This window comes from Streptomyces sp. NPDC058691 (assembly GCF_042714775.1).
In the GTDB taxonomy this organism is placed as follows: Bacteria; Actinomycetota; Actinomycetes; order Streptomycetales; family Streptomycetaceae; genus Actinacidiphila.
Genome location: NZ_JBHXSO010000025.1, coordinates 35,644 through 53,044 on the forward strand (window position 1 = coordinate 35,644; position 17,401 = coordinate 53,044).

17 protein-coding genes are annotated in these 17,401 nt (G+C 74.3%); 6 read left to right on the plus strand and 11 right to left on the minus strand.

Annotated elements, in window-relative coordinates; all coding sequences use genetic code 11:
- Positions 1-16 precede the first annotated feature (16 nt).
- The 3 genes from ACFWVC_RS19345 to ACFWVC_RS19355 form a co-directional block, all read right to left on the minus strand.
- Positions 17-1,561 carry a SpoIIE family protein phosphatase gene (locus tag ACFWVC_RS19345; protein WP_384286918.1) on the minus strand — a complete coding sequence of 515 codons (1,545 nt, stop codon included), beginning with the start codon at positions 1,559-1,561 and terminating at the stop codon, positions 17-19.
- 94 nt (positions 1,562-1,655) lie between these two features.
- Complete coding sequence (locus ACFWVC_RS19350) at positions 1,656-2,690, minus strand: PP2C family protein-serine/threonine phosphatase (RefSeq protein ID WP_384287146.1); 1,035 nt, start codon at positions 2,688-2,690, stop codon at positions 1,656-1,658.
- A 622-nt stretch (positions 2,691-3,312) separates the two neighbouring features.
- On the minus strand, positions 3,313-4,167 hold the full coding sequence (locus ACFWVC_RS19355; protein WP_384286920.1) for an IclR family transcriptional regulator: 855 nt from the start codon (positions 4,165-4,167) through the stop codon (positions 3,313-3,315).
- 396 nt (positions 4,168-4,563) lie between these two features.
- Here ACFWVC_RS19355 and ACFWVC_RS19360 point away from each other — a divergent pair, with 396 nt between their 5' ends.
- Positions 4,564-4,914 carry a nuclear transport factor 2 family protein gene (locus ACFWVC_RS19360; protein ID WP_384286922.1) on the plus strand — a complete coding sequence of 117 codons (351 nt, stop codon included), beginning with the start codon at positions 4,564-4,566 and terminating at the stop codon, positions 4,912-4,914.
- 14 nt (positions 4,915-4,928) lie between these two features.
- Positions 4,929-5,825 (plus strand): oxidoreductase, encoded by an 897-nt coding sequence (locus tag ACFWVC_RS19365; RefSeq protein ID WP_384286924.1) that lies wholly within the window; start codon positions 4,929-4,931, stop codon positions 5,823-5,825.
- 42 nt (positions 5,826-5,867) lie between these two features.
- On the opposite strand, the gene ACFWVC_RS19370 is transcribed toward ACFWVC_RS19365, so the two are convergent.
- The gene (locus tag ACFWVC_RS19370; protein ID WP_384286927.1) at positions 5,868-6,509 is read right to left on the minus strand and encodes a class I SAM-dependent methyltransferase; all 642 of its coding nucleotides are present in this window, start codon (positions 6,507-6,509) and stop codon (positions 5,868-5,870) included.
- 206 nt (positions 6,510-6,715) lie between these two features.
- Between ACFWVC_RS19370 and ACFWVC_RS19375 the strand changes: the two genes are divergently transcribed.
- From ACFWVC_RS19375 to ACFWVC_RS19390, 4 genes are all read left to right on the plus strand, one after another.
- Positions 6,716-7,984, plus strand: coding sequence for an ATP-binding protein (locus ACFWVC_RS19375; protein WP_384286929.1), 1,269 nt, complete (start codon positions 6,716-6,718; stop codon positions 7,982-7,984).
- Positions 7,985-8,031: 47 nt separating this feature from the next.
- A complete protein-coding gene (locus ACFWVC_RS19380) occupies positions 8,032-9,246 on the plus strand; it encodes a MalY/PatB family protein (protein ID WP_384286931.1) in 1,215 nt (404 codons plus the stop codon).
- Positions 9,247-9,320: 74 nt separating this feature from the next.
- Complete coding sequence (locus ACFWVC_RS19385; protein WP_384286933.1) at positions 9,321-10,412, plus strand: NAD-dependent epimerase/dehydratase family protein; 1,092 nt, start codon at positions 9,321-9,323, stop codon at positions 10,410-10,412.
- Between the two features lie 34 nt (positions 10,413-10,446).
- Complete coding sequence (locus ACFWVC_RS19390; RefSeq protein ID WP_384286936.1) at positions 10,447-10,773, plus strand: plasmid stabilization protein; 327 nt, start codon at positions 10,447-10,449, stop codon at positions 10,771-10,773.
- Positions 10,774-11,282: 509 nt separating this feature from the next.
- Here ACFWVC_RS19390 and ACFWVC_RS19395 read toward each other — a convergent pair.
- Genes ACFWVC_RS19395 through ACFWVC_RS19425 form a run of 7 tightly spaced genes read right to left on the minus strand, consistent with a single transcriptional unit; the run spans position 11,283 to position 17,358 of the window.
- On the minus strand, positions 11,283-12,302 hold the full coding sequence (locus tag ACFWVC_RS19395) for a sugar kinase (RefSeq protein WP_384286938.1): 1,020 nt from the start codon (positions 12,300-12,302) through the stop codon (positions 11,283-11,285).
- On the minus strand, positions 12,299-13,183 hold the full coding sequence (locus ACFWVC_RS19400) for an SMP-30/gluconolactonase/LRE family protein (protein ID WP_384286940.1): 885 nt from the start codon (positions 13,181-13,183) through the stop codon (positions 12,299-12,301). Before ACFWVC_RS19400 ends, ACFWVC_RS19395 begins: the two co-directional genes overlap by 4 nt.
- Positions 13,180-13,815 carry a bifunctional 4-hydroxy-2-oxoglutarate aldolase/2-dehydro-3-deoxy-phosphogluconate aldolase gene (locus ACFWVC_RS19405; protein ID WP_384286942.1) on the minus strand — a complete coding sequence of 212 codons (636 nt, stop codon included), beginning with the start codon at positions 13,813-13,815 and terminating at the stop codon, positions 13,180-13,182. The genes ACFWVC_RS19400 and ACFWVC_RS19405 overlap by 4 nt, the downstream gene beginning before the upstream one ends.
- A 27-nt stretch (positions 13,816-13,842) precedes the next feature.
- On the minus strand, positions 13,843-14,652 hold the full coding sequence (locus ACFWVC_RS19410; RefSeq protein WP_384286944.1) for a hypothetical protein: 810 nt from the start codon (positions 14,650-14,652) through the stop codon (positions 13,843-13,845).
- On the minus strand, positions 14,646-15,791 hold the full coding sequence (gene dgoD / locus ACFWVC_RS19415; RefSeq protein ID WP_384286946.1) for a galactonate dehydratase: 1,146 nt from the start codon (positions 15,789-15,791) through the stop codon (positions 14,646-14,648). The genes ACFWVC_RS19410 and dgoD overlap by 7 nt, the downstream gene beginning before the upstream one ends.
- On the minus strand, positions 15,788-16,543 hold the full coding sequence (locus ACFWVC_RS19420) for a FadR/GntR family transcriptional regulator (protein ID WP_384286948.1): 756 nt from the start codon (positions 16,541-16,543) through the stop codon (positions 15,788-15,790). Before ACFWVC_RS19420 ends, dgoD begins: the two co-directional genes overlap by 4 nt.
- Before the next feature lie 56 nt (positions 16,544-16,599).
- Positions 16,600-17,358: an SDR family NAD(P)-dependent oxidoreductase gene (locus ACFWVC_RS19425; RefSeq protein ID WP_384286950.1), complete on the minus strand. Its 759-nt coding sequence runs from the start codon at positions 17,356-17,358 to the stop codon at positions 16,600-16,602.
- Positions 17,359-17,401 lie beyond the last annotated feature (43 nt).

The following is a 17,401-nucleotide window of genomic DNA, read 5'->3' on the forward strand; positions in this document are numbered from 1 at the left end:
CGCCTCATTCCGCGCCCTACTCTCCGCAGGGGTGGGGCTGTTCGGCCCAGATGGTCTTGCCCTCCGGATGGTGTCGCGTGCCCCAGCGCCGGGTGAGCTGGGCCACGATGAACAGTCCCCGGCCGCTCTCGTCGAAGGTGCGGGCCCGCCGCAGATGCGGGGACGTGCTGCTCCCGTCGGAGACCTCGCAGGTCAGCCCGGAGTCCCGGCGGATCAGGCGCAGCCGCACCGGGGGCTGGGCGTGGCGGATGGCATTGGTGACGAGTTCGCTGACGATGAGCTCGGCGACGGGAGCCGCGTCCCGCAGGCCCCAGGTCTCCAGTTTCCCGGTGACGTACCTGCGGGCGGCGGAGACGGCCGTGGGCGCGGCGGGCAGGTCCCAGGTCGCGACGGCGTGCCCGTCCAGCGTGCGGGTGCGGGCGGCGAGCACGGCCGCGCCCACGCCGTCGCGCTCGGACAGCAGGGCGTCGAGGTCGGAGCGGCAGATGTCGTCCAGGGAGGTGCCCGGCCGCGCGAGGGCCGTCGGCATGCCCCTCGCGGGCGTCCCGCCGGGCCCGGCCGCCGCGGCGCCCGGGGTGTGGGTGTGCAGCAGGAGCACGCTGCCTGCGGGCAGTTCGACCTCGGCCGTCTCGATCCGGGGTCGTGCCTGTCCGAGCGCCCGGCCGGTGTGCAGGGGGACGGCCGTGGCCGTGCCGTCGGGGCCGACGACGGTGGGCGCGGGATGCCCGGCACAGGCGAGGGCGCAGCGGCCGGAGGCGGCGTCGTAGACCGCGTACAGGCAGCTCGCGCCGACCCGGGCCGCGCCCTCGCCGGCCTCGCAGTCCGGTCGCAGCCGGAGGAGGACGTCCCCCAGGTGGGTCAGGAGTTCGTCGGGTTGCAGGTCGATGTCGGCCAGCGTCCGCACGGCCGCCCGGAGTTCGGCGGCGATGTCGGGCGCCGGGACGCCGTCCTCGACGACGCTGCCGGCGACCAGGGCCACCCGGGCGCCGGGGAGCGGGATCGCGTCCAGCCAGTGGGCCTGCGGGCCGGCGGCGGCAGAGCTGCAGACGGCGAGATCCGCAGCCGGGGACTGCGGCAGCGGACCCGCCGGCATCCCGCCCGCCGAGGAGAGCGGCAGGTCGCAGGCGTCACAGGTGTCCCACTCCGCCTGCCGCACCCGCTCGACGGCGCGTGCCGTCCGGCCCTCGGCGACCTGGCCGTTCGCGTTGCCGCAGGCCATGCGCTGCAGGCGCAGCCGGGTCCGGCAGACGACGAGAGCGAGGCCGGCCGAGAGCGCGGCGGCGGCGATCACGACCGTGCGGCCGCCGTCCGACACCCCCCTGATCGCGAAGCCGTAGACGCCCACGCTGGCCACCAGCGTCGAGACCCCGATCAGCAGCGTGCGCCTGACCGGAAGCAGGGCGGCGGCCACGAGGGGGGCCAGCACCGAGTAGTCCGACCAGCGGACCAGGCCGCCCTCGGAGGCGCCCAGTTGCACCGCGCAGATCGCGCCGAGGTAGACCGCGAGCAGGGAACCCGGCCGCCACGGCAGCCGCCACGACAGGAGTCGAAGGGTGACCATCCTCGTCACAGTCCTTTCGTGATGAGCGCGCTGTGCCGCGTGTGCGGGTTGCCCGTTCGCGTCGTCCGGACAGGGCTCGCCGCGTTCCGGATCCTCACGACCACGCCTCCCGGGGGCGGGGTGGGCGGGCCGCGCGCTGGACGGCCACCAGGGCGAGGTCGTCGTCGAGGTGCGGGCCGACGTGACCGTCCACGTCCCGGCTGACGTGCCCCACGAGGCCGCCGGGGGAGTCCCAGGGCCAGCCGGCGGCCCGGTCGAGGACGGGGTAGAAGCCGCCGCCGGCGTCACGGGCCTCGGCGAGGCCGTCGGTGTAGAGCAGCAGTGTGTCGCCGGGGCCGAAGGCGAAGGTGTCCAGGGGGAAGGCGTCCGGGGTGTCCCCCGCCAGCCCCAGCGGCGGGGCCGGCTGCGCCACGTCCAGCAGCGTCACCCGCCCGTGCCGCCGCAGCAACGGCGCGGGGTGCCCGCAGCTGACCACCCGCACCAGCCCTTCCGCGTCCGGGAGTTCGATCAGCAGGGCGGTGACGAAGCGTTCGGCGTAGTCCAGGTCACTGTCGCTGCCATGGCCGTCTTCCCCTTCGCCTTCGCCTTGGCTCGCGGCCAGTTCGGCGAGATGCCTGCGCAGGCTGCGTTCCAGCGCGGCCGCCAGCTCAGGGAGCGTGCGGTACTGATGGGCCGCCTCACGGAAGGCGCCCAGGACGGCGGAGGCGTCCGCGATGGCCGGCAGCCCCTTGCCCCGCACGTCGCCGATGAGCACGCGGGTCGTGCTGCCGGTGCGGGCGGCGGCGTACAGGTCGCCGCCCACCAGCGCGTGTTTCGTCGCCGCGCGGTACACCGAGGCGACCCGCAGCGGGCCCAACTGCCGGGGGATGGGGCGCAACAGCACCCGTTGGGCCGCCTCGGACACCGCCCGTACCTGTCCGAGTTCCCGCAGGTCCCGGTCGTGCAGGGCGCGTGCCGCGACGACGAAGGCGGAGACCACCAGCACCGCTCCGATGTGGATGGGCATCAGCGGCGAGTGCAGCAGACCGTCACGCCGGTCCACGACGAGCACCGCCGCTCCGGCCGCCACCGCCACCGCCACCGTGAACCGGGTCCGCGCGAACGCCGCCGTGCAGGTCGGCGCGGCCACCAGCAACGGGGACAGATGAATGGCCATCGGGGCGAACAACGCGCCCAGAGTGATCGCCGCGATCAGGACGACGGGCAGGGCCACTTGCGCGCGCGATCCGATGGGCGAGGACCGGCGGGCGACCTGAGGGCCGAGCCGGAGGGGCGCGCCGAGGTCGCCGGCGGCGAGCCCGGGAGAACGTGGCGGGGAGTCGGTGGGCGAGAAGAAGGGCATCGTCGATCCTGCGGGTGGTTCGGAACTCGGGTGCGTGGGCGCCTGGGCGCCGGGATCCTGCCGAGATCACCGATGGGACGGGAATCGGATACTTCGGACACAACGGTCGCGGGCGGCGCGACAGCCTCCTCGGTCCGCTCGCGATGTCACGTTCGTCCGGATCATGGCCCCACCGTCCTCACTGTTTCCGTGTCGTGGAAGCCAGTTGCCACCATGCGGTTTCCGGGTTCCACTGTGCGACTCGGAGTTCGGCGCGTCAAGCGATCGGAACAATTCATCCCGCGCATCTTCCGGAACCCGTGATCAGGAATCCGGAAACCACTCTCTCGACCGCGTGGAACCGAGTGATCGGATATGACATGCGGCATGGGAAATCCGGAATCCGCCCTCGGAAAACCCGGAACCCGGCTCACAGGGGCAGGCTTTGTTGCGATTCCCCGGCCGGCGACGACGACTTCTCGCGTGCCGCGACGGCCGGAACGGGGCGGGCACTCACCCGCCAGGCCTGCCCATGGGATATGGCCAGCGCGCACTCCTTCGTCTCGTGGACGATCTCCTCCAGCCGGGCACCGGTCAGGCGATGCGCCGGCCCCCCGACGCTCACGGCCGCCGTCACGGAGTCGTCGCACCCCAGGACGGGGACGGCCAGGCAGCTGAGACCCAGCTCGCGCTCCTCCTCGGCGAACGCCCAGCCCCTTTCCCGGACGAGCCGCAACTGATCCCGCAACACCACCGGGTCGACCACGGTCTTCGGGGTCCGGGCGACCAGCCCCTCCTCGATCACCAGGTGGAGAACCTGCGGCTCGTACGCCATGAACACCTTGCCCGCGGCACTGCCCTGCAGGGGGTTCACCTGGCCCACATAGCCCCAGTCGACGATCGAGTGCTTCGACTGCTCCCACAGCACCGTGACGCGGCGGCCGCCCTGCCGGACCTCGAGAGCGCTGCACTCGCCGTGCTGATCGCGCAGCGCCGCCACCAGCGGCCGGGCCGCGGCGATGAGAGCGGAGGCGGCCATCGCGGCCGAGGACCAGACGACCGACCGGAGCCCGATGCTGTAGACGGTCCCCTGGCGCTGCAGCAGGTCCTCCCGCACCAGCGTGCGCAGGATGCGGGCGACCGTCGAGGCCGGCATTCCGGTCCGGCGGACGATCTCCGACGCCTGGAGGCGGGGAGTGGCCACGGAGAAGCAGTCCAGGATGCGAGCCGACTTCTGAATCACGTGAACGGAGCCGTTCGCCGTCCCCGCGCCATCACGAGTCATGCCGCACCACCTCTCCCGCACCGGTCAACCCGTGGAATGCGACTCCTTTATCGCGGTCCCCTTCACTCTCATTCCTGGGCTGTTGCGGGTCAAGGTGCCCGATCCACGCCTCCCAACCCCCTCGACGGCCGCTCAGGCCGCCGGGCCGCATTCCCCGGAGCGGAATCCGCACGGCAGGTCCACCGCCGGGAATTCCGAATTTTTGGATGATTTGCCTTCGATGAAAGGCGGGCTTTGCCTTTCGGCTCGATTCGTCGTCGCCGGTGGCGTCGGCGCCGCACAGCGGAGGTGTCCGGCCGAGGCCGGGTTGCTGCTAACATCAAAGTGACTTGCTTCTGATTCAGCAGCCACTCACGCACACCCCACTCCCCCTCCCCACTCCCTGAGGAAGACGCCATGACCGCGCAGCCCATCACCCCCGCCGACCTGCCCGGCACCGTCACCCGCTACCTTCAGGCCCACCTCGTCCGCGACACCGCGACGGCGATCAGCGCCTTCACCCCCGACGCCACCGTGACCGACGACGGCCGGACGTACGAGGGCCGCGCCGCGATCGAGCGGTGGCTGGACCGGGCGGCGAGCGAGTACACGTACACGACCGAACAGATCGCCGCCGAGCGCGCCGACGCGGAGCACTACATCGTGACCAACCACCTGGAGGGCGACTTCCCGGGCGGCGTGGTCGACCTGCGCTACCGTTTCGCGCTCAGGGACGGCCTGATCGAGCGACTCGACATCGCGCCGTGAGTCATGCTTCATCCATGACGACCGCACCGAACGATCCCCCCTCCCCCGCCTCAACCCACGCCCTCGACGGGACGACCACCGTCCCGCGCCTGGGCTTCGGCGCGATGCAGCTGCCCGGCCGGTGGAACGGGCCCGCCGCCGACCGGGCCACGTCGGTGGCGGTCGCGCGCCGGGCCGTCGAGCTCGGCGGGCACCACATCGACACCGCCGCCTTCTACTTCTCCGGCGGCAACCGGGCCAACGCGATCCTGCGCGAAGCCCTTCACCCGTATCCCGCCGGCGTCACGATCGCCACCAAGGTGGGCCCGCTGCGCGACGCGAAGGGCCAGATGTACGGGGAGGCGGAGCCGGGGCAGTTGCGCGGCCTGGTCGAGGAGAACCTGAGGGAGCTCGGCGTCGACGTCCTGGACCTGGTGTATCTGCGGGTCGGCCGCCGCGGCACCGACACGGCCGACTCCCTCGGTGAACGCTTCGCCGTGCTGGCGGACTTGCGGCAGGAAGGTCTCATCCGGCACCTGGGCGTCAGCAATGTGACGCGCGGTCAGCTGGACGAGGCGCGCGCCATCGCGCCGGTCGCGGCGGTGCAGAACCAGTTCGGCGTCGCGGACCAGCGGGACAGCGCCCTGGTCGACTTCTGCGCGACCGTGGACATCGCCTACATGCCGTTCTTCGCGCTCGGCGGTGGCTACTCCCCGCTCGACGGCGACGCACTCGCCAAGGTGGCGGAACGGCAGGGTGCGACGCCGTTCCAGATCGCCGTGGCCTGGGGCCTGGCCCGTTCCCCCTCGATCGTCCAGATCCCCGGCACGGCCTCCCTCTCCCACCTGGAGGAGAACATGGCCGCCGCCGCGATCGTCCTCGACGCCGACGACCTGTCCCTGCTCGACGGCGGCCGGTCCGCGACCGCGTGACCGGCCACCTGACCGGCCGCGTGACCGGTCGCCCAGCGGCCGTCAGCCGGCGCCGAGCAGGCGCCGCACCTTGACGACGTTGTCCTGGCGCGCCGTGGGACGGCCCTCCGGGTCGTCCTGCACGCGCTCGTGCTCCTCGCTCAGCAGCACCTCCCACTCCCCCTCGGCGAGTTCGAGGTCGCGCACGACCTCGTCCGGGGTCGGGAAGTGCACCTCCGGGTGGTGGTTGTGCTCCCAGGACGGGAAGCCGCCGTGACCGGTGACGAGCAGGATGCCGCCGGGGGCGACGGCGGCCGCCGCGGAGCGCAGGATGCGCTCGCGGGGCATGTGGCCGATGGTGTGCAGGAAGTGGGCCGAGACCAGGTCGAAGGCGCCCTCGGGGAAGGACTCGCCGAGGTCGTGGCGCTCCCAGGTGATCAGCTCGCCGACGCCGGCGTCGGCCGCGTGCCCCGCCGCGCGCCGCAGCGCGACCCCGGAGATGTCCACGGCGGTGACGCGCCAGCCGCGCCGGGCCAGCCAGATCGCGTCGCCGCCCTCACCGCAGCCCAGGTCGAGGGCGGTGCCCGGCTTCAGGTCGGAGGTCTCGCGGACCAGGACGTCATTGGGGTTGCCGCTCCACACGCGCTCGGTCGAGGCGTAGCGGTCGTCCCAGTAGTCCTCCTGCGAGGCGATGTCGTCGGTCATCGGTGGATCGGGTCCCTTCGGTCTGCGGTGTCGCGGCGCCGTCGCGGGCGCCGCTCGGTGCCGACGATGCGCCCGGCGGATGCGGACGGGCAAGATTCCTTGCCGGTTCGGCAACAACGCCGGGAGGAGGCGGGGCCCGGGGCGCGCCCGCGTGCCGCGCGGCCGATGATGGGGGGACGGCAGGACGTCGCGCGTGGAGGCTCGCCATGGCCGTGTGGCACGTACGTGATTTCACCCCGGACGATCTCGAGGCCGTGGTGCGCCTGGACGCCGAGAGCGGCACGACCGACCAGCCCGCCGTCTTCCGCCTCTCCGAGGCGGTCGCGGCCCTGCAGGCGCAGCACCCCAGTGTGGTGGCGGTCGCCGGCGGCCACCTCATCGGGGCCGCGATCGGCCGTGTCGACGGGGACCGGGCGTGGGTGCTGCGGATCAGCCTGCATCCGTCGTGGCGCAACCTGGGCCTGGGCACCGCGCTGCTGTCCGCGGTGGAGCACCGGCTGCAGGCGGCCGGGGCGCGGACGCTGGCCGCCGTGCTGCCCGAGGAGGAGACGGGCACCGCCGCGCTGTGCAATTCCGGGTTCACGCGGCGCCAGGGCCTGACGTACTTCGAGAAGACCGAGGTGGTGACGGCCCAGGACCCGGCGGTACTGGCCTCGCTCGGGGCGCTCGTCCCGCCCACCGGGCTGTGGGAGAGGCTCGCCGGGATGGGCCGGGAAAAGGCCCTGATCGAGCGCCGGATCGTGCTCCCGCTGGCCAATGCGGAGCTCGCCGACGAGCACGGGGTGGAACCGCCGCAGGCCGTGGTGCTGTTCGGGCCGCCGGGCACGGGCAAGAGCACCTTCGCCCAGGCCGTGGCCGGCCGGCTGGGCTGGCCCTTCGTGGAGTTGTTCCCGTCCCGGCTGGCCTTGGAGGGCGGCATCGCGACGGGGCTCGGCCGGCGCTTCGAGGAGATCGCGCAGCTCGACCATGTGCTGGTCTTCATCGACGAGGTGGAGGAGGTGGCGGGCCGCCGCAATCTCGCCGACCCCGCCTCCGTGGGCGTGGTGAACGAACTCCTCAAGTCCATCGTGCGGTTCCGCGACCGCGACGGCCGGCTGCTGATCTGCGCCACCAACACGGTGGCAGCCCTCGATCCGGCGTTCCTGCGGCACGGCCGCTTCGACTACGTGCTGCCGGTCGGCCCGCCCGACCACGAGGCCCGCCGCGCGCTGTGGGGGAGCTATCTCGCCAAGGCGGGGGCCGACGCCGACACCACGGCACTCGCCGACGCCAGCGAGGGCTTCACGCCCGCCGACATCAAACAGGCGGCGCGTGCCGTCGCGCAGACCACGTTCGAACGCACCTTGGACACCGGGAACAGGACGCGGGCCACCACGGACGACTACCTGCGCACCATCCGTACCACTCGCCCCACGGTCACCAGCGACATGGCGCTGGAGTTCGCGGAGCACAGCGTCCGTTACGGCCGCACGTGAGCGTCAGGAGGGGCCGCGCGGACGCGGTTCCGCCCTATGTTGATGTCATGGCCACGACGTCAGCCTCATCCGCATCTGCATCTGCATCCGCGCCCGCGCCCGCGCCCGGCCCGCTGCGCCGGCTCACCCTCGACCAACTCCGGCGCCGTACGAGCATGAAGTGGCGGTCCTATCCGGCCGACGTCCTGCCGCTGTGGGTGGCCGAGATGGACGTCCCGCTCGCCGAGTCGGTGGCGCGGGCGCTCACCGACGCGATCGCGCTCGGGGACACCGGCTATCCGGCGGGGACCGGGTACACCGAGGCGCTGGCGGGCTTCGCCCGTGAACGCTGGGGCTGGGACGGTGTCACGAGCGAGCGCGCGGCGATCGTGCCCGACGTGATGCTCGGCGTGGTCGAGATGCTGAAACTGGTGACCGCGCCCGGCGACCCGGTGATCGTCAACTGCCCGGTGTACCCGCCGTTCTACCAGTTCGTGACCCACATGGACCGGCGGGTGGTGGAGGCACCGCTCGGCCCGGACCTGCGGCTGGACCTCGCCGCCCTGGAGACGGCCTTCGCCCGCTGCGCCACGGGCGGCGGCCGGGCCGCGTACCTGCTGTGCAGCCCGCACAACCCGGCCGGCACGGTACACACCGCCGGGGAGCTGGCCGCCGTGGCGGCACTCGCGGGCGCCCACGGGGTGCGGGTCGTGGCCGACGAGATCCACGCCCCCGTGGTGGACCGGGGCACCGCCTTCGTGCCGTACCTGAGCGTGCCGGGGGCGGAGAGCGGGCTGTCGCTGATGTCCGCGTCGAAGGCGTGGAACCTGGCCGGGCTGAAGGCGGCGCTGGCGCTCGCCGGGCCCGCCGCGGCCGAGGACCTGGCGCGGATGCCGGAGGAGGTCGGCCACGGCCCGAGCCACCTGGGCGTCATCGCGCACACCGCGGCGCTGCGGGAGGGCGGCGACTGGCTGGACGCGGTCCTGGCGGACCTGGACCACAACCGCCGGCTGCTGCGGTCCCTGCTGGCCGAGCACCTGCCCGCCGTCGGCTACCGCCCCGCTCCGGGGACGTATCTGGCCTGGCTGGACTGCCGGGCGCTGGGCCTGGGCGCGAACCCGTCGGAGGTGTTCCTGGAGCGCGGCCGCGTCGCCTTCAGCCCCGGCCCCGACTTCGGCACGGGCGGCGACGGCCACGTCCGGCTCAACCTGGCGACCAGCCCCGAGGTGATCACGGAGGCGGTACGGCGCATGGCGTCCGCCGCGGCCGGCCGGGCCGTCTGAACCCGGCGCACACGGGTAGCCGCCCCAAGAGCGCGAACCGAGGAGCGTCAAGGAGCAGCGAGGAGGCGAGCGCCGTGACCAGCACTCCGGCACACGGGCCCCGCGACGGGCTGCACGTCGTGGTCGTGGGCGCGACGGGCAACGTCGGCACCAGCCTGGTGCGGGCGCTCGGCGAGGACCCGGCGGTCGCCCGGATCACCGGGATCGCCCGCCGAGTGCCCTCGGACTGGCGGCCCGCGAGAACCACGTGGGTCGGTGCCGACATCGCGGACGACGACACGCGGCTGGCGGACCTCTTCCGGGGCGCCGACGCCGTCGTCCACCTCGCCTGGCTGCTGCAGCCCAGCCACGACCCGGCGATCACCTGGCGCACCAACGTCCTCGGCAGCATCCGGGTCTTCGACGCCGTGGCGGCGGCAGGCGTCCCCGCGTTGGTGCACGCCTCGTCGGTGGCCGCGTACTCCCCCGGGCCGAAGGACCGTCCCGTCGACGAGTCCTGGCCCACGCACGGCTGGCCGGGGGCCGCGTACTGCCGCGAGAAGGCGTACATCGAGCGGTACCTCGACGGGTACGAGCCGGACCATCCTGGGGTACGGGTGGTGCGCATGCGGCCCGCCTTCATCTTCAAGAAGGAGGCCGCCGCGCAGCAACGCCGCCTCTTCGCAGGTCCGTTCCTGCCCGGGCGGCTGGTCCGGCCGCGGCTCGTGCCGGTCGTGCCCGACATGCGGGGTCTGCGCTTCCAGGCCCTGCACACCGACGACGCCGCCGAGGCCTACCGCAAGGCGGTCCTGCGCCCGGTGCGCGGCGCCTTCAACCTGGCCGCGGAACCACCGCTGGACGCGGGCGAACTGGCCTCGATATTCGGCGCCCAGGTGGTACGGATGCCGCGCCCCGCGGTGCGTGCCGCCCTGGCGGGCGCCTGGCGGCTGCACCTCGTGCCGTCCTCCCCCGGGCTCTTCGACGCGGTGCTGCGGCTGCCGCTGCTCGACACCGGCCGGGCCCGGCGGGAACTCGACTGGCGGCCGCTGCACAGCGCGACCGACGCGGTCGAGGAGTTCCTGGAAGGTCTGCGCGAGGGCAGTGGCGCGTCGACCGCGGTACTGGCGCCGAGCGGGGCCGTGGGGCGGCTCCACGAAGTCGCGACGGGCGTCGGCTCCCGGCCCTGAGGGCGGACACGAGACGAAAGGTGAGGTGACGGTCATGCCGGCAGGTTCCAGTCCCAAGCGCGAGCGCCAGTACGAGCACATCAAGGAGAGCGCCAAGGAGCGCGGCGAGAGCGAGAAGCGCGCGGAGGAGATCGCCGCCCGCACCGTCAACAAGGAACGCGCCCGCGCGGGCGAGTCCCGCACCGCCAGTCGCAGTTCCCTGGACGACATCTCCTCGGGGCGACGCGGCGGCCTGCGCTCGGGCCACGGCCCGCAGGGCCCCACCTACGATCAGCTGTACGCGGAGGCGCGGCGGCGCAACATCGACGGCCGCTCGCACATGAACAAGGCCGAACTCAAGCGGGCGCTGGGTGACGACTGACCCGTAGGGCCAGGGCTTCGGCGACGACGCGAGCGTGTCGCACCCGCCGCGCCGAAGCCGTCGGCGCCCCTGCGGTGCGCATCACCGCGGACCGTGCAGTCGCAGGGCACGCGGTCCCCCCGGCCGTGATGAGAGGGCCCTACGTGTCCCCGGCCTCCCGAAGCCGAGGACAGGCGGCGGACCGGCCGGCGCGCGCTGGTCGGACTCCGTGCCCGGCTCCTTGACCATCAGCGGTCACCCGGAGAGCCGGGCCGGCGCGGCCCGGAGGGCTCGTACGCACCCCCACAGATGTCCGGCGACGAGCAACGGGCTGCGGCGGCCGCAGCATGGCCGCGGAGACAAGCGCACGACCGCGCCTTTCGTCCCCCGCCCCCGGAGACCGACACGCCGCCCCAATTCCTCTGCGGGCACCGGCGCCGACGATGTTCAGGCGCGCCCCGGGGTGGCCGGGGCGGCCAGGGCAGGGCATCGGGCCGTTCACCATCACCCTCGGCCCGGCAAGGACCGGGTCAGGGCACCGACTCCCCCTGTGCGGCGGGCTCGTCGAACCCCACGGAAGCCGCGCGCCAGGTCGCCTCGTCCGCGCCCAGCAACGCCGCGAGGACGCCGGGCGGCGGCAGGGGGCCGTGGTCGGCGGGGACGCGCAGGGCCGAGGCAGCCGTGAGGTGGCCGAGGCGGAGTGCGGGGGCGACGGGGAGGCCGCGGTGGAGGCCGGCGAGGAAGCCGGCGGCGAACGCGTCCCCGGCGCCCACGGGTTCGGCCACCCGGACGGTCAGCGCGGGCACCGTGTGCGCGTCGGGGCCGACGAACGCGGTGGCGGCGCGCGCGCCGTCCTTCACGACGAGGACCCGCGGCCCGGCCAGCAGCGCGCGGACCGAGCGCGCGTCGGTGACGGCGTCCCCCCACAGCGCCTGCGCCTCGTCCAGCCCGACGAGCACGATGTCGGCGCGGTCGGCGAGGGTGCGCAGCACGTCCGCGGCGGTGGCGCGGTCGCTCCACAGGGCGGGGCGGTAGTTCACGTCGAAGCTGACGGGGTACGGCCGTTCGGGGCGGAGCGCGCGCTCGACGAGGGCGCGGCAACTGTTCGACAGCGCCGGCGTGATCCCGCTGAGGTGGAGCAACGCGGCGCCGTGCAGGGCCGGGTCGTCGAGCAGGGCCTCGGTGAGCGCCGACGCCGCCGAGTCGCGGCGGCGGTAGTGCACGCGGGTGGCGTGCTCCCCCGGGTCCTTGAACAGCAGCCCGGTGGGGCGGTCCGGGTCGACGCGCACGCCGCTGACGTCCACCCCGCCCGCGGCGATCCGCTCGCGGACGCGGCGGCCGAAGGGGTCGTCGCCGACGGCGGACACCCAGCGCGCCGGCACGTCGTGGTCGGCGAGGTAGAGGGCGACGTTCGACTCGGCGCCCGCGACCGCCACCCCGAGCCGGTCCGCGCTCTCCAGCGGCCCGAGGGGGTCCGGCACGAGCGCGGCCATGGTCTCCCCGACGCAGACCACGGGGCCCGGACCGAGCGCCGGCACAGCGGTGTTCACGGCGCGTTCTCCGGTTCGGGACCGGCCGGGCGGTAGGGCGCGGCGGGGGCTCCGGGGACGTCGACGCGGACGGCGAAGACGGCGCCGTCGAGCGGGCCCGGAACGGCGAGCCCGATGGTGGCGCTGGTGACATGGAGGGTCCGGCCGTCGGAGCCGCCGAGGCAGAGGCCGGCGGGCTGGACGGCGGGGAGCTCCAGGACGCGGTCGAGAGCCCCGTCCGGGAGGTATCGGCGGACCTGGCCGGTTCCCCAGACCGCGGTCCACAGGGCGCCCTCGGTGTCGACGGTCATGCCGTCCGGGCTGCCGGAGTCCAGGGTCACGAAGGTCTCCGGCGCGCCGAGTTCACCGGTGGCCACGTCCACGGGGTAGCGGCGGACGACGCCGCGGGCGCTGTCGGCGAGGTACATCGTGCGGCCGTCGGCGGTGAAGGCGGGCCCGTTCGGGATCGTGACGCCGCTCAGGGCGCGGGTGACCGTGCCGTCGCGGTCCACGCGGTACAGGGAGCCCGCGTCCTTGGTCGCCGCGTAGGCCATGCTGCCCGCCCAGAAGCGGCCGTACGGGTCGGCGACGCCGTCGTTCATGCGCATGGGCTCGGGCGCGCCGTCCTCGGGGCGGGCGAGCCAGCGGGTCCGCCCGGCGGGGTCGATGCGGCAGATGCCCGTGCCGGCCGCCGCGATCCAGTGGCCGGGGCGTCCCTCGACGGGAGCCACCGCGCCCAGGGGGACGGCCAGTTGGGCGACGGTGCCGAAGGCGGGAGCGGTCAGCAGACGGCCCGTCAGGATGTCGGTGAGTACGGCCCGGCCGTCGCTCCAGCGGATGCCCTCGCCCAGTTCGAGCCGTTCGCCGCCGACGACTTCGTAAGCGGTGCCGGCGGCCGTCACGGCGCGGGCTCCTCGCGGACGACGTCCAGGAACTCCCGGGCCCGCTCCCGCAGCGCGGCGAGGCTGCCGCCGGCGGCCGCGTCCGCCACCAGCGGCGAGCCGACGCCGACCGCGACGGCGCCGCCGGCCAGGTACGCGGCGGCGGCCGGCGCGTCCACGCCGCCGACCGGCACGAAGGGCAGGTCGGGGAAGGGTCCGCGGAGGTCCCGCAGGTAGCCGGGGCCGCCCGCGCTGCCGGCGGGGAACAGCTTGAGCGCCTGGGCGCCCAGCCGCAGCGCCTGCAGGATGTCGGTCGGGGTCATCACACCCGCCAGGACGGGCAGTCCGAGTTCGCGGCCGGTGGCGACGCCCTCGCCGACGGCGGGGGTGACCAGGAAGGCGGCGCCGGCCCGGTGGGCGGCGTGCGCGTCGTCGGCGCTGAGCACGGTGCCCGCGCCGAGGGTGGCCTCGGGCCCGAGCGCGGCGCGGGCCTGTGCGATCACGTCGAGCGCGCCGTGTCCGGAGAGGGAGACCTCGATGAGGGTGACGCCCTCTTCGGCGAGGGTGAGAACGGTCTTGAGTGCGGCGTCCGGGTCGTTGCCCCGGACGATGGCGAGCAGCCGGTGGGCACGCAGCGCGGCGAGCAGGTCCATCCGACATCCCTTCTGCTGGTGGGTGGTTCAGGTGCGGCGGGTCGCGGTGACGGTCAGCCGCCACGAGACCTCGCCGGAGGCGGGCACGACGGCGGTGTCGCCCTCGTCCCCGTCCGCGCGGTCGAAGCCCCGGCCGAGCATCGGCTCGACACCGGTCGAGCGGTACGGCGCGCCGGCCGGGAAACCGCCGAGGTTGCGCCACAGTGCGACGGCGACCGGTTGTCCCTCCGCCTCGACCGCCATGTGCAGCGTGTCGGGCCCGTCGGTCACCGTCACCCGCGCGGTGTCGACGACGGCGCCGACGGCGGTACCGTCGTCGGGCCCGAGCGCGTCGAGCGGGACGCCGCCCACCGAGGGCCAGGTGCCGGGGACTTGGGTCGCGCCCTCGTCCGGGTAGAGCCGGGCGGCGACGGCCCCGTCGACCCCGTCGACGCTGAGCCTGGCGGCGGGCGACAGGTCCAGCAGGGCGTGGGCGGCCCACACGAAGCGGTAGCCGGGTTCGGCGCGGAGCGTGTAGGCGGCGACGACGGCGCCCGCCTCGGCGGTGACGCGCCGGGTCAGCCGGAAGCCGGGGCACTCCACGGCGTACCCGTCGCCCTCCGCCCGCCACGGCCGCGACCAGGCGTCCCCGTGGTCGGGGAGCCCGCGCACGGTGGGCACGCACTCCTCGAGGCCCCCGGCGTCGGCGAAGGCGTCGCCGGGGGCGACGCCCGCGCGGCGGGGCTCGTCGCGGTGCCAGAGCCATTCGCGCCCGCCGCCGGCGAGCGAGGTCCACCGGCCGCCGTGCGCCGGGTCGGTGGCGACGGTGAGCGGCACCGGCCGGGTCTCGGTCACCATTCGGCGAAGGAGCCGTCGGCGTGCCGCCAGACGGGATTGCGCCAGGCGTGCCCGGCGCGGTCGGCGGCGCGCACGGCCTCCTCGTCGACGTCGATGCCGAGACCGGGCGCCTCGGTGCGACGGGCCTGACCGTCCACGAAGCGGAACGGCTCGGTGTCGACCATGTACGACAGCAGGTCGGCGTCCTTGTTGTAGTGGATGCCCCGGCTCTGCTCCTGGATGAGGAAGTTGGGCGTGGCGAAGGCGACCTGGAGGCTCGCCGCGAGCGCGATGGGCCCGAGCGGGCAGTGCGGCGCGAGGTGCGCGCCGAAGGTCTCCGCGAGGGCGGCGATCCGGGTGACCTCGGAGATGCCGCCCGCGTGGGAGAGATCCGGCTGCGCCACGGCGACGCCCGCGTTGAGCACGGTGAGGAAGTCGGCGCGGCCGTAGAGCCGTTCGCCGGTGGCGAGCGGGACGGAGGAGGCGGCGACCAGGCCGGGGAGCAGGTGCGCCTGGTCCGGCAGCACGGGCTCCTCCACGAAGAGCGGGTGCAGCGGGGCTATCTCGTGCAGCACGCGCCGGGCGTTGGCCGCGCTGAACCGGCCGTGGAAGTCGACGGCGACGTCGCGGTGCGCGCCCAGCACCTCGCGGGCGACGGCGACGCGCTCGACGACGGCCGCCGTCTCGGCGGGGCTGGTGAGCGGCGGGGTGGCGCCCGCGGCGTTCATCTTGACGGCGGTGAAACCGGCCTCGACCTGGGCGGTGATCTCGTCCTTCAGCCGGGCCGGTTCGTCGCCGCCGACCCAGGCGTAGACGCGGACGGTGTCGCGCACCGGCCCGCCGAGCAGGGTGTGCACGGGCACGCCGAGGGTGCGGCCCGCGATGTCCCACAGGGCCTGGTCGATGCCGGCGACGGCGCTGGAGAGCACGGGCCCGCCGCGGTAGAAGCCGCCCTTGGTCAGCACCTGCCAGTGGTCCTGGATGCGCGACGGGTCCTTGCCGATGAGCTGTTCGGCCAGCACCTCGACGGCGGCCCGCACCACCTCGGCGCGGCCTTCCACTACGGGTTCGCCCCAGCCGACGACGCCGTCGTCGGTCTCGATGCGGCAGAACAGCCAGCGGGGCGGCACGAGGAACGTCTCGATGCGCGCGATCTTCACTTTGCCGGGTCGTCCTTCTCTTCGGTGGGGGGATGCTCGGAGCCGTGCGGGCCGCTGACCTTGTCGAGGTCGCGCATCGCCTGGTCGAGCAGAGCGCGCATGGCGTGCTCCGCCGCGTCCGCGTCCCGGTCGCGCACGGCGTCCAGGACGGCGCGGTGGCTCGGCACGGGGTCCTCGCTGTGGGGGGCGCTGTGCACGATCTGGTCGCGCTGGGCGAGGCCGGACTCGATGACCATCTCCATGCGTTCGAGCAGTTCGTTGTGCGTGGCCACCAGCAGCGCGCGGTGGAAGGCGAGGTCGGCCTCGACGGCGTGGCTCGCGCCGCCCCCCTCGCCCATGGCGGTCAGTGCCGCCTCCAGTTCCCGGAGGTCCTCGTCGGTGCGGCGGGCCGCGGCCAGCCGCACGGCGGCGGGTTCGATGATGCCGCGGACCTCGCCGAGGTTGCGCAGCAGCGCGAGGTCGGCGCCGTTGCCGTTGCTCTCGGAGAACTGCCAGCGCAGGACGTCGGCGTCGAGCAGGTTCCAGTCGGCACGCGGTCGCACGAAGGTGCCGCGCTTCTGCCGTGCGTCGACCATGCCCTTGGCCGCGAGCACCTTCAGCGATTCACGCAGGGCCGTCAGGCTGACGTCCAGTTCGCTCTGCAGGGCCGCCATGTCGAGCGTCGCTCCCTCGGGGATCTCGCCGCTGAGCACTCGGCGTGCGAGGGTCTCCACGGTCTGGCCGTGCACTCCGCGGCGCGCGTATGGCGTCATGTGTATGCCTTTCTTGCAAGTCGTTCAGGGCGGGACCGTCGTCTCGGTCGTCTCCGTCAGGCGGAGGACTTGACGACGCTCCAGCCGCCGTCGACGAGCAGGCTCGTTCCGGTGATGTACGAGGACTCGTCGGCGGCGAGGAAGGCGACGGCGGCGGCGACCTCCTCGGGCGTGCCGAAGCGGCCGGCCGCTGTCTCGGCGACGCTCTGATCACGTTCGGCCTGCGGCACCCGGTCCCAGGCGGCGGTCAGGATCGGCCCGGGGACCACGGCGTTGACGCGGACCTCCGGTCCGTACTCGACGGCGAGCTGGCCGCACAGCGACAGCAGCGCGCCCTTGCTGGCCGCGTAGGCCGGGTGCCCGGGGATGCCCCGGTGGGCGTGGACGGAGGAGGTGAGCACCACGGCGCCGCGCTGCTCGCGCAGGTCGGGCAGCATCGCCTTGAAGCCGAGGAAGGCGCCGGTGAGGTTGACGGACAACTGACGCTCCCAGGAGGCGAGGCTCGTCTCGTGGGCGGGGGCGACCTGCACCGTGTACGCGTTGCTGACCAGGACGCCCACGGGCCCGAAGCCGTGGGCGGCGTCGGTGACCCGCCGCCAGTCGTCCTCGCTCGCGACGTCGGCGGCGACGAAGGCGGCGCGCGCGCCGTCCTTGCGCAGCCGCGCCGCGGTCTCCTCACCGCGGTCGGCGGCGATGTCGACGAGGACAACGGCAGCGCCCTCGGCGGCCAGGCGCGCCGCCGCGGCGGCGCCGATGCCCTGAGCGGCGCCGGTGACGACGGCGACGCGGTTGGTGAAGCGGGCCGCTTGGTTCATGGGGCTGGTCGTCTCCTGTTTCATCGCTGGTGTGCAGATTCTC

Bases quoted from the DNA above. Each gene is read 5' to 3' on its own strand.
- ACFWVC_RS19370 (WP_384286927.1), bottom strand. From the start codon at position 6,509: ATGACCGACGACATCGCCTCGCAGGAGGACTACTGGGACGACCGCTAC.
- ACFWVC_RS19425 (WP_384286950.1), bottom strand. From the start codon at position 17,358: ATGAACCAAGCGGCCCGCTTCACCAACCGCGTCGCCGTCGTCACCGGC.
- ACFWVC_RS19345 (WP_384286918.1), bottom strand. From the start codon at position 1,561: ATGGTCACCCTTCGACTCCTGTCGTGGCGGCTGCCGTGGCGGCCGGGT.
- ACFWVC_RS19365 (WP_384286924.1), top strand. From the start codon at position 4,929: ATGACGACCGCACCGAACGATCCCCCCTCCCCCGCCTCAACCCACGCC.
- ACFWVC_RS19380 (WP_384286931.1), top strand. From the start codon at position 8,032: ATGGCCACGACGTCAGCCTCATCCGCATCTGCATCTGCATCCGCGCCC.
- ACFWVC_RS19405 (WP_384286942.1), bottom strand. From the start codon at position 13,815: ATGGACCTGCTCGCCGCGCTGCGTGCCCACCGGCTGCTCGCCATCGTC.
- ACFWVC_RS19390 (WP_384286936.1), top strand. From the start codon at position 10,447: ATGCCGGCAGGTTCCAGTCCCAAGCGCGAGCGCCAGTACGAGCACATC.
- ACFWVC_RS19355 (WP_384286920.1), bottom strand. From the start codon at position 4,167: ATGACTCGTGATGGCGCGGGGACGGCGAACGGCTCCGTTCACGTGATT.
- ACFWVC_RS19410 (WP_384286944.1), bottom strand. From the start codon at position 14,652: ATGGTGACCGAGACCCGGCCGGTGCCGCTCACCGTCGCCACCGACCCG.
- ACFWVC_RS19375 (WP_384286929.1), top strand. From the start codon at position 6,716: ATGGCCGTGTGGCACGTACGTGATTTCACCCCGGACGATCTCGAGGCC.
- ACFWVC_RS19420 (WP_384286948.1), bottom strand. From the start codon at position 16,543: ATGACGCCATACGCGCGCCGCGGAGTGCACGGCCAGACCGTGGAGACC.
- ACFWVC_RS19360 (WP_384286922.1), top strand. From the start codon at position 4,564: ATGACCGCGCAGCCCATCACCCCCGCCGACCTGCCCGGCACCGTCACC.